Origin of the sequence: Enterobacter sp. MGH 33 (genome assembly GCF_000534535.1) — a bacterium.
Lineage (GTDB): Bacteria > Pseudomonadota > Gammaproteobacteria > Enterobacterales > Enterobacteriaceae > Enterobacter > Enterobacter hormaechei_C.
In genome coordinates this window covers 3,003,855-3,017,976 of the sequence record NZ_KI973212.1, presented here as the reverse complement: position 1 = coordinate 3,017,976, position 14,122 = coordinate 3,003,855, and the positions used below count along the sequence as shown (strand labels likewise).

Annotated in this window: 15 protein-coding genes; 6 read left to right on the top strand and 9 right to left on the bottom strand. The window is 55.2% G+C overall.

Going from position 1 to position 14,122, the window contains the following annotated elements; translation table 11 throughout:
• The first annotated feature begins 46 nt into the window (after positions 1-46).
• Positions 47-2,122: an oligopeptidase B gene (gene ptrB, locus L379_RS09950; protein WP_017693247.1), complete on the top strand. Its 2,076-nt coding sequence runs from the start codon at positions 47-49 to the stop codon at positions 2,120-2,122.
• Here ptrB and exoX read toward each other — a convergent pair.
• The 3 genes from exoX to L379_RS09965 all read right to left on the bottom strand — a co-directional run bounded on the left by exoX (position 2,104) and on the right by L379_RS09965 (position 3,783).
• The gene (gene exoX, locus L379_RS09955) at positions 2,104-2,766 is read right to left on the bottom strand and encodes an exodeoxyribonuclease X (protein WP_032653982.1); all 663 of its coding nucleotides are present in this window, start codon (positions 2,764-2,766) and stop codon (positions 2,104-2,106) included. The genes ptrB and exoX overlap by 19 nt on opposite strands.
• A gap of 24 nt (positions 2,767-2,790) precedes the next feature.
• Positions 2,791-3,441: a carbon-nitrogen hydrolase family protein gene (locus L379_RS09960; protein ID WP_003859783.1), complete on the bottom strand. Its 651-nt coding sequence runs from the start codon at positions 3,439-3,441 to the stop codon at positions 2,791-2,793.
• 111 nt (positions 3,442-3,552) lie between these two features.
• A complete protein-coding gene (locus L379_RS09965; RefSeq protein ID WP_003859784.1) occupies positions 3,553-3,783 on the bottom strand; it encodes a DNA polymerase III subunit theta in 231 nt (76 codons plus the stop codon).
• 137 nt (positions 3,784-3,920) lie between these two features.
• On the opposite strand from L379_RS09965, the gene yobA reads away from it, so the two are divergent.
• The 3 genes from yobA to L379_RS09980 are packed head-to-tail and all read left to right on the top strand — an operon-like array spanning position 3,921 to position 5,518.
• Positions 3,921-4,292, top strand: coding sequence for a CopC domain-containing protein YobA (gene yobA, locus L379_RS09970; RefSeq protein ID WP_017384342.1), 372 nt, complete (start codon positions 3,921-3,923; stop codon positions 4,290-4,292).
• Position 4,293: 1 nt separating this feature from the next.
• Positions 4,294-5,163, top strand: a complete 870-nt coding sequence (gene copD / locus L379_RS09975) for a copper homeostasis membrane protein CopD (RefSeq protein WP_032653979.1) — start codon at positions 4,294-4,296, stop codon at positions 5,161-5,163.
• Between the two features lie 16 nt (positions 5,164-5,179).
• A complete protein-coding gene (locus tag L379_RS09980) occupies positions 5,180-5,518 on the top strand; it encodes a YebY family protein (RefSeq protein ID WP_003859787.1) in 339 nt (112 codons plus the stop codon).
• 125 nt (positions 5,519-5,643) lie between these two features.
• Here the strand turns inward: L379_RS09980 and L379_RS0124140 are convergent, their stop codons facing one another.
• Both L379_RS0124140 and L379_RS09985 read right to left on the bottom strand, forming a co-directional pair.
• Complete coding sequence (locus L379_RS0124140; RefSeq protein ID WP_032653975.1) at positions 5,644-5,841, bottom strand: hypothetical protein; 198 nt, start codon at positions 5,839-5,841, stop codon at positions 5,644-5,646.
• Between the two features lie 45 nt (positions 5,842-5,886).
• A complete protein-coding gene (locus L379_RS09985) occupies positions 5,887-6,867 on the bottom strand; it encodes a VirK/YbjX family protein (protein ID WP_032653972.1) in 981 nt (326 codons plus the stop codon).
• Positions 6,868-7,034: 167 nt separating this feature from the next.
• Here L379_RS09985 and pphA point away from each other — a divergent pair, with 167 nt between their 5' ends.
• Positions 7,035-7,679, top strand: a complete 645-nt coding sequence (gene pphA / locus L379_RS09990; RefSeq protein WP_015570293.1) for a protein-serine/threonine phosphatase — start codon at positions 7,035-7,037, stop codon at positions 7,677-7,679.
• 34 nt (positions 7,680-7,713) lie between these two features.
• On the opposite strand, the gene L379_RS09995 is transcribed toward pphA, so the two are convergent.
• From L379_RS09995 to yebS, 4 genes are all read right to left on the bottom strand, one after another.
• The gene (locus L379_RS09995; RefSeq protein ID WP_003859885.1) at positions 7,714-7,953 is read right to left on the bottom strand and encodes a YebV family protein; all 240 of its coding nucleotides are present in this window, start codon (positions 7,951-7,953) and stop codon (positions 7,714-7,716) included.
• Between the two features lie 105 nt (positions 7,954-8,058).
• Positions 8,059-9,522 (bottom strand): 16S rRNA (cytosine(1407)-C(5))-methyltransferase RsmF, encoded by a 1,464-nt coding sequence (gene rsmF, locus L379_RS10000; protein ID WP_032653969.1) that lies wholly within the window; start codon positions 9,520-9,522, stop codon positions 8,059-8,061.
• A gap of 56 nt (positions 9,523-9,578) precedes the next feature.
• Positions 9,579-12,212, bottom strand: a complete 2,634-nt coding sequence (locus L379_RS10005; protein WP_032653966.1) for a PqiB family protein — start codon at positions 12,210-12,212, stop codon at positions 9,579-9,581.
• Positions 12,181-13,464, bottom strand: coding sequence for a membrane integrity lipid transport subunit YebS (gene yebS, locus L379_RS10010; protein WP_020480541.1), 1,284 nt, complete (start codon positions 13,462-13,464; stop codon positions 12,181-12,183). Before yebS ends, L379_RS10005 begins: the two co-directional genes overlap by 32 nt.
• 132 nt (positions 13,465-13,596) lie before the next feature.
• Here yebS and L379_RS10015 point away from each other — a divergent pair, with 132 nt between their 5' ends.
• Positions 13,597-14,094, top strand: coding sequence for a GAF domain-containing protein (locus L379_RS10015; protein ID WP_006811006.1), 498 nt, complete (start codon positions 13,597-13,599; stop codon positions 14,092-14,094).
• The last annotated feature ends 28 nt before the right edge of the window (positions 14,095-14,122 follow it).

Genomic DNA, 14,122 nt, shown 5'->3' with positions numbered 1-14,122 from the left:
TGTTTTGCCAACCTTATAGGATGTAAAACGAAAAAGTAAGAATGCCATGCCTCCAAAAGCCCGACGTACTCCTTATGCGATCACCACGCATGGCGATACGCGTATAGATAACTACTACTGGCTGCGGGACGATTCTCGTTCCCGGCCAGAGGTGCTGGACTATCTGCACGAGGAAAACGACTATGGCCGCCAGGTCATGGCCAGCCAGCAGGCGCTTCAGGATCAACTTCTGAAGGAAATGGTGCAGCGTATCCCCCAGCGTGATGTCTCTGCCCCGTGGTGCAAAAACGGTTATCGCTATCGCCATATTTATGAGCCGGGAAACGAATATCCCATCTACCAGCGCCAGTCTGTGCTGAGCGCCGAGTGGGATGAATGGGAGATCCTGCTGGATGCAAACAAACGTGCGGCCCACAGTGAGTTTTATACGCTGGGCGGCATGTCCATTTCCCCCGATAACGCCATTATGGCGCTGGCTGAGGATTACCTCTCCCGCCGCCAGTACGGTTTGCGTTTCCGCAATCTTGAAACGGGAAACTGGTATCCCGAAATGCTGGATAATGTCTCCCCCGATTTCGTCTGGGGTAACGATTCAGAAACGGTCTACTACGTTAAAAAGCATGTCTCAACGCTGCTGCCTTATCAGGTCTGGCGTCATACGGTGGGGACCGATTCCGCCGACGATGAACTGGTGTATGAGGAAAAAGACGAGACGTTCTATGTCAGCCTGCACAAAACGTCGTCTCGCCACTACGTGATCATTTTCCTCTCCAGCGCCACCACCTCAGAAGTGCTGCTGCTGGATGCAGAGCTGCCGGATGCGCAGCCTCTGTGCTTCCTGCCGCGCCGTAAAGATCATGAGTACAGCCTGGATCACTTCCAGCACAGCTTTTACCTGCGTTCGAACCGCGAGGGCAAAAACTTTGGCCTTTATAAAACCAAAGTGCGCGATGAACGCAAATGGGAAGTGTTAATTCCCGCGCGCGATCAGGTGATGCTGGAGGGGTTCACCCTGTTTACCGACTGGCTGGTGGTGGAAGAGCGTCAGCGCGGACTGACCAGTATCCGCCAAATCAACCGCAAAACCCGCGAAGTGGTGGGCATTGCGTTCGATGACCCGGCTTACGTAACGTGGATCGGCTTTAACCCGGAACCGGAATCGTCCCGCCTGCGATACGGCTATTCGTCGATGACCACCCCGGATACGTTGTTTGAACTGGATATGGACACCGGGCAGCGTCAGGTGATTAAACAGGCTGAGGTCCGGGGTTTTGAGTCGGAAAATTATCGCAGTGAGCACCTGTGGGTGACCGCACGCGACGGCGTTGAAGTCCCAGTGTCGCTCGTCTATCACAAGGCGCACTTCAACAAAGGTAAAAACCCCATCCTCGTCTATGGCTATGGCTCCTATGGATCCAGCATGGACGCCGATTTCAGCAGCAGCAGGCTGAGCCTGCTCGACCGCGGTTTTGTTTATGCGATTGCCCATATTCGCGGCGGCGGCGAGCTGGGTCAGCACTGGTATGAAGACGGAAAATTTCTCAAAAAGAAAAATACCTTTAATGACTACCTTGATGTTTGCGATGCGCTGATCGCGCAGGGTTATGGCGATCCGCAGCTCTGCTTTGGCATGGGGGGCAGCGCCGGGGGCATGCTTATGGGCGCCGTGATCAACCAGCGGCCTGAACTGTTTAAAGGCGTTATCGCCCAGGTGCCGTTTGTGGACGTGGTGACGACCATGCTGGATGAGTCCATTCCACTGACCACCGGGGAGTTTGAGGAGTGGGGGAACCCGCAGGATGAAACCTATTATCGCTACATGAAAGAGTACAGCCCGTACGATAACGTCGAGGCGAAAGCCTATCCGCATATGCTGGTGACCACCGGCCTGCACGATTCCCAGGTACAGTACTGGGAGCCCGCGAAATGGGTGGCGAAGTTGCGTGAGCTGAAAACTGACGATAATTTGCTGCTGCTGTGTACCGATATGGACTCGGGGCACGGAGGGAAATCAGGGCGATTTAAATCCTATGAGGGGGTGGCGCTGGAGTACGCCTTTTTGATTGGCCTGGCGCAGGATACGCTGCCAGGCCGGGCGGGGACTCAGGCTTCGCCTAAATAATGCTTCAGCGTCAGGCGCAGTTCCGGGCTCATTCTGTCGAGGTTGTTGTACAGCCAGCGCAGATAGCCCGGATCTTTGTTCGCCACTTCCGATACTGGCTTCCCGCGATATTTTCCGAACGTAAAGGTGGTCAGTAGCGCGGGGCGCCCGGTAATGGTCGCCATATCGTCTGGCGTCCAGCCGGAAGTATTCATGATATCAATCAGGAGCGCTGCGGTGATGTAGCAGTCGTAAAGAGCGCGGTGATGATGCAGCCCTTCCGGCGTCCGTACGCTGAGTTTGCGCGACTTATACAGCGCCATATTGCTGTATTTGATCCCCGGCCACAGACGGCGCGCCAGCTTCATAGTGCAAATCCATTCGCCGGGCATCTCCGGCAGCACGCGGCGGTCAAAGCTGGCGTTATGGGCCACATACCACTGGCTACCGTGGTAAAGAGGGATGATCTCTTCAATCCACGGCTTATCAGCCACCATCGATTCCGTAATACGATGTATCGCCATCGCCTGCGCACTGATGGGACGATCCGGGCGCACCAGATGGCTCATGGGGTTGACTATCTTTGCGTCAATCACGTCGACAGAAGCGACTTCCACAATTCCACCCTGCAAATCACAGGTTTCGGTATCGATAACGCGCAGCATTGATCGCTCCTGATCCAAAAATGCCTAGCCTAATGGAATGATATCGCCTTGCCAACCCTGTTGGCCTAAAGAACCGGTTAGCAGCAGTTCTCCCTTATCGGCACGTACGATCAGCTGACCTTTTTCATCCCATAACGCGCTACCGCCGCGCGCGTTCGCCATTAATACCGCGATGGCGTACTTGTGCGCGAAGCGTTGTAACGAACCGATGGATTGCCGCCAGCGATGCTCGCCCACGGCCAGGCTGCTGGTGAACAGCGTTGCCTCCGGGTCCAGTTCCGGGGCGTCAGCCTGGTTATCCACGATGGTTAACCGTTTATCGCCAGGAATAACACCTGCACCGTTGCCCTGCGGATAACGCCGGATGGTCGACAGGTTAGGGGTGAAAAGCGCGAGTCCTTTCTGGCGCTGGCCGTGTTGCTGGAGTGTAATACCAGCAATCACCGTGATGAAACGTGACTGGGCGGCGTGAAGGAGGGGGGCAAGCTGCAAATCGTCAGGGGGTGGGGGTAAGGATGTTCCGCCTGGGCCGGTAAGCGAAAGCTCCGGAAAGACGATTAAATCGCACCCATGCCAGGCAGCCTCGGCAATAAAGTGCAGGTGATGTTTTACGTGCTCATCAACACAGTTGTGCCGCGGGGCATACTGAGCCGCGGCAATATTCCATCGTGACATCGTGACTTCCTTATACACTAAGTCGCTGGGATTTTAAGATTACACCTAAATTTATCAGGGTTTTCTTATCCTGCCACATAACGCGTAAGGAAGTGTAACGAGACGTTAAGCTTATTTAACTTTAGGTTCGTACGGCAGGCGCGAGAGATTGACGGAGGCGAGGCGATGCGCAATGAGACGTTCGCGAAACCAGTCGCGCAGATGCGCGGGTTGTTCACGCTCTACCACTTCAGCCACGACGGGCATGTTGTAACGCTCTTTGAATGCGACCCCCGCGGCGGCGAGATCGACATTCACTTTGTCCATCTCGTCCTGAGGAAGGGCGGCCAGGTTAACGTTCATTTCCTTCTCCTTTTTCTGCGGCGGCAACGTTACCGCGATTGTTCAACGATGACAAGGGAGCAAAGGATGTTCCTCGACTCGTTAATTATACAGAGTTATTCTTTAGCATTCAGGCATAACGAAAAGGAATGATTGTGATGCATTTTACCCCTTCCCGTGTCGCGTGCGCGCTGGCATTTCTGCTCTCTTCAGCCATCACGCCCTCAGTTCTGGCCCATGCGCATCTTAAGCAGCAATCCCCGCAGGAAAATACCGTTGCGGTGGCACCAGAGGTCATTACCCTGAACTTCTCGGAAGGCATTGAGCCTGCCTTCAGCGGCGTGGTGGTGACGGACGCGCAGCAGCACAAGATCCAGACCGGCGCGGTGAAGCGTGACGAGAAGGATAACGCAAAGCTGATTGTTCCTCTTGAGAAACCGTTGACGTCCGGCACCTACACGGTGGACTGGCATGTGGTCTCCGTGGATGGCCACAAAACCAAAGGCAGCTATCACTTTAGCGTGAAATAGCATGCTGACCCTGAGCTACGTCGCGTTACGCTTTATCCATTTTGCTGCGCTGATGCTGCTTTTCGGCAACGCGCTTTACAGCGTCTGGTTTGCGCCGTCTTCGTTGCAGCGCCTCATGACCCGGCGTTTCCAGCGGCAGCAGAAACTCGCGGCCTTAATCGGCCTGATAGCGGCTCTGCTGATGTTTGGCCTGCAAAGTGGGTTGATGGGCAACGGCTGGGGCGATGTCATTCGTCCGGCGGTCTGGCGCAGCGTGCTGGGAACGCAATTTGGCGGCGTCTGGTTGTGGCAAATGGTGCTGGCCGTTGTGACGGCGGGCGCTGCATGGCTTACCCCGCAAAAAGGCTCTCGGCTGTTACTGCTCGCGATGGGGCAGCTGGTGCTGCTGGCAGGCGTGGGACATGCCGCGATGAACGGTGGCGCACCGGGAGCGTTGCATCGTCTCAACCATGCGCTTCACCTGCTCTGCGCCGCGACCTGGGTGGGTGGTTTACTGCCGCTGCTGTTTTGTATGCGTCTGGCGAAAGGCCGCTGGCAGCCAGCCGCTATCTTTACCATGATGCGCTTCTCCCGCGTGGGGCATTACGCCGTGGCAGGCGTGCTGCTGACCGGGATAATCAATACGCTCTTTATTGTTGGCATAAACGTGCCGTGGCAGGCGCCTTATGTCCAGCTGTTGTTGTTCAAATGTGCGCTGGTCATGATGATGGTGGCAATTGCGCTGGCGAATCGGTATTTTCTTGTGCCACGCTTTCGCCCGGAGGCCGGGCGGGAACAACAGATTTTTATCAGGATGACACAGGCAGAGGTGGTGCTGGGCGCGCTGGTACTGGCGGCCGTCAGCCTGTTCGCGACCTGGGAACCCTTCTGACAAGGTTAAATAACATATGAAAAAGACACTGCTTTCTCTTTTACTTCTCACTTGTGCCAGCAGTGCGTTAGCCGCGCCGCAGGTCATCACTGTCAGCCGGTTTGAAGTGGGTAAGGACAACTGGGCATTTAATCGTGAAGAAGTCATGCTTACCTGCCGTCCCGGTAACGCGCTGTATGTCATCAATCCCAGTACGCTCGTGCAGTATCCGTTAAATGACGTGGCGGAGCAGCAGGTTGCCAGCGGGAAAAGTAACGGACAGCCTGTCAGCGTGATCCAGGTAGATGACCCGGCAAACCCCGGGCAGAAGAAGAGTCTGGCACCGTTTATTGAGCGCGCTGAAAAGCTCTGCTAGCCGTCAGGTTTCCAGTAAAAAAAAACCGCAGGTGCTTGTAAAAGCTCTGCGGTTTTTCACATTTAGTGATGTTCTGACGCTTTTTTTCAGACCACTTTTACTGTGGACTGGAAAACCTGACGTCGTCATCTATTCTTAAAGGGCAAGGCGATTGAGCCTGCATTAATGCCAACTTTTAGCGCACGGCTCTCTCCCAAGAGCCATTTCCCTGGACCGAATACAGGAATCGTATTCGGTCTCTTTTTATCTGCATGAAAATAAACGATAAAATCCGGTTTTAGTCTCAGCAGAAGGTTCACTTCCTGTGCGCCTGCTTCAAACATACCACAACCCGGCAGGCGTAAGTCCAGTCCTTTTTGGCTGTTTTGTTAAATTTTTGTTTGTATTTTGCCTGAGACGACTGCGGGATCAATGCGCGCATGTACGGAAGCCGCAATATCATCAAGTAACGCAAAGCGGCGACGGTATTCGGCGCGTTTTTTGCTGGCAATCTCCTCCAGCGCTTTACGCTCCATCTGGAGCGGCAACTGCCAGCAGAAGGGGGAGAGTTTCTTTCCGTTCAGGCCTTCCCAGAACTCGTCGTAGCTGGCGTGAAAATGACGGCCTTTGCTCAGACGGTAGCGCAGCGCGCGGAAAACATGGCCTTCATCGCTGACGGCAAAAATCGCGCTAATGTTCGAGCGTGAGGCAAGCTGGAAGATCACCTCCATCAGCACGCGTTTCGGGAAAAGCCCATGGCAGGCACGGGTAGCCTGCTTAATCACCTCCCGTGAAACATGACGACGTGGACCCTGAAGGCCGCCGATCACCAGCACCGTACGGCCGTTACTGCGTGCGACACAGAACGTCAGGCTGGCAAGCAGCGTATTGTCATTGTCGTGCAGCCAAAGCGTGCTTTCGCCTTCGCGTTCGGCCTTACCTGCGGACGAGGCGTGGACGGTATAGATTTCGCCGTTTTTTGCCTCGAACCGGACAACCGGCACCTCTTGCGGGCTGGTCAGCGCGTGGACGAGGGCGATGTTTTTCAGACTATCAATCCACTGATAGTGGCTGACGATAGCATCGGCCCGATCGTTTGAGTTCAGGCCGCGCATCAGATACTGGCGGTGAGTTTTGCTCGGCAAGGTAATTTGAGAGGTGAGCAGCCTGTCGAAATCATCGCGCCCGGACAGGGCCTCCAGCATGCGATGGGTGGAGGACCAGAATAAAAGCGAGCGCAGAAGGAACTTTAACCGGTAATCACGTTTGTGCCAGATTGGGCCGGGAACGCGTTTTCCTCTCACCAGTTCAGAAATAATATTTGTGCGATGCGGATAAAAAACATCGTTTTGCAGGTGTATGTTTGACACGTGAAAATCCCTCTTTTTATTCCGCTCTATTTTAAAGGCCAGGGAATAAGGGATTAATAGCGCAGCGATCTTTATTTCCGGCTGGTTTATGGTTTGTTTGGATTCGCGAAATCCGACGCCAGCTCATGACATTTTCTGTGGCGGCTATACTTCTTACAGGAGGCGTTATGTATCAGAAAATAGAGGGAGAACACTGGCGTCATGTCTGGGTTGTCAGCGATATTCATGGTTGCTATCAGTGGCTTATGGATGAGCTGAAACGACGGCATTTTAATCCTGATACGGATCTGCTGATCTCGGTGGGGGATATTATCGATCGCGGGCCTGACAGCGTAAAATGTTTACAGCTGATGCAGGAAAACTGGTTTTATGCGGTACGCGGCAATCACGAGCAAATGGCGTTAGATGCGCTTGAAAATAATGATTTTAGTCTCTGGTCGATAAATGGCGGTAACTGGTTTACCGGGCTTAAGGACGCTCAACAAAAACAGGCGAAGGGTTTACTCGATGCGTGTCGGGACTTACCGCACATTATTGAAATAACCTGCAAAAACGGTCTGAACGTGATTGCTCATGCGGATTATCCCTCCGCCGAATATGGCTGGCATAAGCCGGTGGATGCCCAGCGCGTGCTGTGGGATCGCGACCGGTTAATGGGCTTTATGGTGGGCAAAGGGCAGGGCATTAGCGGCGCGGATCACTTCTGGTTTGGACATACGCCTGTGGACAAACGCTACGATTTTAACAATCTGCACTACATTGATACGGGGGCAGTATTCGGGGGCTTTCTGACGCTGGCGCAGCTTCAGTAATAAATAACCCGCCTTCGGGCGGGTTCTCTTTGGGTCAGGCAAGACGCAAGACCCAGGCATCGGTTTTACTGTCGTAATGCTCACGGTACAGAACGGAATGTTCCCCATCAAGGATCGCCGGGACGCTGGTATCTGCATCCCAGGCGTCCAGCTGCATGCACAAATCCGGATCGGATTTGCAGGGAATACTTAACGTTCGTTCGCCTTGTGATTCGCCGCGCAATTCAGCGTCGTCGATTTCAAAAGCGCCAATGCGTACGCTGGTTTTCGTCATAATGCTCTCCGGTTTGTTGCCCAAAATCTGGTATGACCAGTGCAGTCACCCATTTTTGATCCTAGACAAGGAGAGCGAAATCGCCAGTAAAAAAATGCGCTTTTTTTAGGCGCTGCGGTTGTTACCGGTAAACAGGCGGCCATCGCGTACCAGTTCGCGCGGATAGCTGTTTTTCAGCCGCGAGCCGACTTTTTTCGCCAGCCCCAGCGGATAACCCTGATACGTCACGATGACTTCATCCTGTGACGGGCCGTCTTCCGGGTAAACGTCACGACCGCGATACCACTCTTCCGCTTCCTGATGCGTCAGGGCAAAGGTGTTCTCACTGCCGGCCAGCGCAATGACCGCTTCGTGCTGCCAGCGATAGCCTTTGTTGTGGATCTCCGCCAGGCGAATACCGAGGCGGGAGAAACGCACCTTACCAATCAGCGGTTCGATGTTGACCGGGAACAGCCACAGCTCTTTGTCACGCATCCAGAGGCACAGGCTCTCATCCCAGTGCAGGCCGACTTTGCTCGCAGCCGCTTGCGCCTGTGCCGCCTCACGGCCTTTGACCGGCGTGAACGGGAAGTTGCCGACCTTAAACTTAGGGGCAGGCAAAGGATCGACGGCGCGGGTTTTACGCAGACGGGCAACAAAGAAGCCTTCGCAATCGTAAATCTGCGGGAAGACATGCAGGAAGCCTTCAGGCGTGGCCGCATGACTGGCCGAGTCGAAGAGGGTGTCCAGCGGCAGAAACTCGACGGCATCCGCATAGCGTTGCTTGAGCCACAGGCAGACGTCCTCGTTTTCATCGCGATTCAGCGTGCAGGTAGAGTAAACCAGCGTCCCGCCTGGGCGCAGGGCATGAAACGCGCTGTCGATCAGTTCGCGCTGTGTGGCGGCGATCTCTAGGTTGCTTTCAACGGACCAGTTTTTTAACGCATCAGGATCTTTACGCACCACGCCTTCGCCGGAGCAGGGCGCGTCGAGCAGGATGGCATCAAAGGCTTCCGGCAGGGCAGCGCCAAACACGCGACCATCGAAGTGCGTTAACGCGACGTTGTGGATCCCGCAGCGGCTGATATTGGCATGCAGGACTTTAACGCGGCTGGCGGAAAATTCGTTGGCGAGGATCGCGCCGCGGTTGTTCATCCGGGCGGCAATCTGCGTGGTTTTAGAGCCCGGCGCCGCCGCGACATCCATAACCCGCTCAGGCTGGTTCCCGTCGGCAAACAGCGCAGCAACCGGCAGCATGGAGCTGGCTTCCTGAATATAAAACAGCCCGCTCAGGTGCTCGGCGGTGCTGCCGAGCGGCAGGCTCTCCTCGTCATCCCGTTCGATCCAGAAACCCTCTTCACACCACGGCACTGGCGTTAATTGCCAGCCGTAGGGGGAGACGAGATCCAGAAACGCCCCGACGCTGATTTTCAGCGTATTGACGCGAATACTCCGGCGTAAAGGGCGCTGGCATGCGGCGACGAAATCGTCGAAAGAGAGATGAGCAGGAAGCGCCTCGCGCATCTGTGCGAGGAATTGTTCGGGAAGAAATACGGAGTTTTGAGCCACGGGCACACCACAGGGAAACATTCAGGTGCGCAGTGTAACATAAAGGCTCCGGCGCGTTGACACCGGAGCCTGCGAGATTAACGCGGCAGCGCCGTTCCCCATTCGCGCCACTCTTTCGGTTCACTTTCCAGCAGCAGGAAGTGTTTACCTGCCTGCGCCTTAGGCGCCAGAGGCGTGCCAGGCGGCGTCGCGAAGGCAATGCCGCCGCGAATGAACTGATTAAAGGTCCCCGTTTTGACCACGCCACCGGTCAGGCCGAAGTCCAGCGAGTAGCCTGAAGCGAGCCAGAACACCGAGTTGTTGCGCACCAGATGCTGATAACGCTGGCTGATGCGCAGGCCGACCATCACGCGATCGGACAGATTACCCAGCGTCAGGCTTGTTACTGTCCCTACTTCAATGCCGCGGAACAGGACCGGCGTACCGATGCCCAGCGAACCGGCTTCCGGCACTTCAACCACAATGCTCAAACCGTCCAGATAACGGGAGTCGGTGATAGTGGCCTCCTGCAACTCAAATTCACGACGTGCGTTGCCGCGACCCGGTTCAACGTTAATGTACGGCTGAAGTATGGTATCGAGATGCTCAACCCCTGCGGCAGAAATTTGCGGCGTAACCACCGAGAAGCGCGAGCCTGCCCGGGCGAACGTCTGCACATATTCCGGATAAAGCACGGCGGTCGCCTGCACTTCATTGCGTGCGGTGATCAGCGTCAGCTTCTGGACCTGCCCGATATCAATGCCGAGATAGCGGATGGGCATGCCTTCTGCCAGTTTACCGGCATCAAAGGTGTGCAGAGTAATCTGCCCCCCGACCGCGCGCGCCGCGGTTTCGGACGGGAAGAGGATCCGCTTGTCACCTTTACGCATGTTGCCGCCGGCGCCGCTCAGGTTATCGAAGCTGATCGCACCGCGCAGGGCACGGGAGAGAGGCGATGCCTGTACGGTCAGCCCGCTGCCGTTGAGCTGCACTTTCGCGCCACCCTCAGCCCAGAACACGCTGTTTGGCGTGAGCAGCTTGCGGTACTCCGGCTTGATATGCAGTTCGATATCAAACGCGTCCGCACGAGGACGAACGGTGATCACTTCCCCCACCTCAAACTTACGGTAAAGCACGACGGAGCCTGCCTGGACATCCGGCAGCGTTTCAGCGCTTAAGGTCAGCGTGGTGGTTGGCAGGTCGCCGAGGCTGTTTTCAATGGCTTTGTCCAGATTGGCGAACAGCGGATAGCTTTCGCGCAGCGCACCTTTGCTGCCCGGCAGAATGCGGATCCCGCCGTTAACCCACTCACTGGCGCTGGCGCCGAGGAACTCAACCCCGTCCAGACCCATCTTCACGTCGACCCGACTGTTAACCACAAATTTACTGTCGCCGTGGACCAGGTTGCCGTACTGCGGATCGATGGCGGCGGAGAAGGAGACCCCTTTTTCCGACAGCTTACGTTCGAGGACCTGGCCCACCTGCACACCGTGCAGGATCAGCGGTTGCCCGGCTTCAATACCGTAGCTTTCCGGTGCATTCAGCGTAACCGTCAACACGCCCGGTTTTTGCAGCAGGGCTTTATCCGCCGGCGCGATAACAAAGTTTTTGTTCGGCGCACCTTCACCGGGGATCAGCTCAAAGGTGCTTCCCGTCAGCAGAGAACTGATGCTGGCGTCGCTGAGGGAGAGCTTCGGATTACGCAGTTCAATGCGCGTTTTTTCCCGCAGGAGATCCACCACACTCGGATCCACCGTCATTTCGCCGGTAACGGAACCGCCCGCATTGAGGGTTAATTTTGTCAGTTGCCCGACCTCTAAACCCTGGTACATCAGCGGGGTCGAACCGGCTTTCAGGCCTTTGGCATCCGGCAGGGTCAGCTTGACGATGACACCGCGCTGGCTGTGCGCCAGGTCGGCGTACAGGCCAAAGGTATCTTCCGCGGCGGCAGGGCTGGAGTTAGCAGGTGAGTCAAAGGCGATAGCGCCATTCACCAGCGCCGCCAGGCTCTCAAGCTTCACTTTCGCACCGCTTAAGCTCAGGTCGGCATCGACGCCTGAGACGTTCCAGAAGCGGCTGCCTTTTTTTACCAGGTTGGTAAAACGGCGCTCGATGAGTACATCAATGGTCACGCCATCTTTGTTCGGGTTAATGGCGTAGTCGTAAACGCGGCCTACCGGAATTTTGCGGAAATAGACCAGAGAACCACTGTTCAGCGAGCCCAAATCCGGCGCGCGGAGATGGATCATCAAATCGCCGTTATTCAGCCTATATTTCGGCTGGGTATCCAGCGCAACAAAGTGATCCTGTGGCTCACCTTTGCCGGGCATCATGCCGATATAGTTACCGCCCACAAGCGCATCCAGCCCGGAAACGCCGGCCAGGGAGGCTTTAGGCGTGACCAGCCAGAACTGCGTTTCGGCACGCAGGGCATCCTGCATATCAGACTTAATGCTCGCCCGGACCTGGATTTTGTTCAGCCCTTTGCCGAGGGAGATATCCTGCACGGTACCCACTTCCACCCCCTGGAAGCGAACGGGGGTACGTCCGGCGACAATGCCGTCCGCAGACTGGAAATCAATCGTGATGGTACTTCCGCGATCTTCATAGCTCGTCCAGATAAGCCAGCCTGCGATCATCAGCGCGATAACAGGCAGCAACCAGAATGGCGAAATGCGGCGTTTTGTTTTAATTCTCGCTTCAGTCGGCGAAGCGGGCGTTTCCTGACTCATGTGCGTCCCAAAGTAAGCGGCTGTCCAGCCATTCCACTGCAAGAATAGTCAATATCACCGCAGAGCCGAAATAAAAAGCTGCGGGTCCCATGGTAAAAGCAAGTAACTGATCGCGATTGATGAGCGACATCATCAGCGAAATCACGAACAGATCCAACATCGACCAGCGACCAATCCAGGTCACAAATCGCAGAAGCAGGATGCGGGTGCGTAGTCCTTGTTCGCATTTAAAGTGAATGCTGATAAGCAGCGTAAACATCACCACCACTTTGGTAAAGGGCACCAGAATACTGGCGATGAAAACAATGGCGGCGACCCCCACGTTACTGTGCGCCAGAGAGATAATCCCCGAAAGGATAGTATCTTCCTGACGGGCGCCGTTCACATAAATTACGGAGATCGGCAGCATGTTGGCCGGGAATAAAAATACCAGGGAGGCGATTAGCGCCGCCCAGCACTTTTGCAGGCTGTTGTTGCGTCGCAATCTTAACGGAATGTGGCAGCGTGGGCACCTCCCGCGTTTATCCGGAAAACCGGTGTAATGGCAGCCCAGGCAGACGCGCAGGTTTTCATCAGGCCGGGTCGCGGGGCGCTGCGGGTAAAATCGCTCCCAAAGCTGTTCAACATTGAGATGAATCAGGGTCAAAATACTCAGCAGGACCAGTGAAATAAACGCGAAAAGTCCAATGCCGGGTTGTAAAAACGCATAATCCTGCACCTTGATGGAGGCCACGCCAATGCCTACCAGATAGATGTCCAGCATCACCCACTCCTTGAGCTTTTCCAGCATGAGCAGGACAGGGCGCAGGTTCATCCCCAGAATGTTGCCAAACCACAGGTAGGCAATTGCCGCGACCAGCACCAACGGCGCGCCAACGACGCAGAACAGCACCATGGCGGCCGTAAGCGGATCGCCCTGGCGCGTCATCTGCCAGATCCCCTGCAACACGTTAGCGTCAATACGCACGCCAAGCAGGTAGAGCTTTAACAGCGGCTCGGTCCAGGCGAAGGGCATCAGCAGCAGCATGGTGACCGCCATTGCTGCCAGACGCGTCAATGACCAGTCCCGGCCATCGCGGATTTTGGCATCGCAGCATGGACAAAAAGCACTTTGGTGCGATTTCATCTTCGGCAACATAAAAAGCGTATCGCACTGGGGACAACGCTGATAATGTGCACGGGGCAGAGCCTGGCTTACCGTACGGACAACGATCTTTCGTGTCGGCGTAATTTGGGGTGTTTTTAGGGCCATCAGTCGCACACAGATTAGTATTGTTGAAAGTTATAATAACTCATGAACGGATTCATCTTGAGCATGAGCGCATTTAATGCTTATTTTAATAGGCTATGCGGTAACTATGTAAGATAACTAAGTGGTTGAATAATGAACAAAACAGAATTCTACGCGGATCTGAATCGCGATTTTAAGGCATTAATGGCAGGGGAAACCAGTTTCTTAGCCACTCTGGCAAATACCAGTGCGTTACTGTTCGAACGCCTTTCTGACGTGAACTGGGCGGGCTTTTATCTGCTGGAAGGCGACACGCTGGTGCTGGGGCCTTTCCAGGGTAAACTCGCCTGCGTACGCATCCCGGTAGGTCGTGGCGTGTGCGGTACCGCAGTGGCGACTCGTCAGGTTCAGCGTGTCGAAGATGTTCATGCGTTTGACGGCCACATTGCCTGCGATGCCAGCAGCAATTCTGAAATCGTACTGCCGCTGGTGGTTAAAAATCAGATTATTGGCGTTCTGGATATCGACAGCACGGTCTTCAGCCGCTTTACTGCCGAGGATGAGCAGGGGCTGCGCGCGCTGGCCGCAAACCTGGAAAATGTTCTGGCAGAGACCGATTATCATAAATTCTTTGCGAGCGTCGCAGGATAATCAACGGATAACGTAGCATTTACTGATA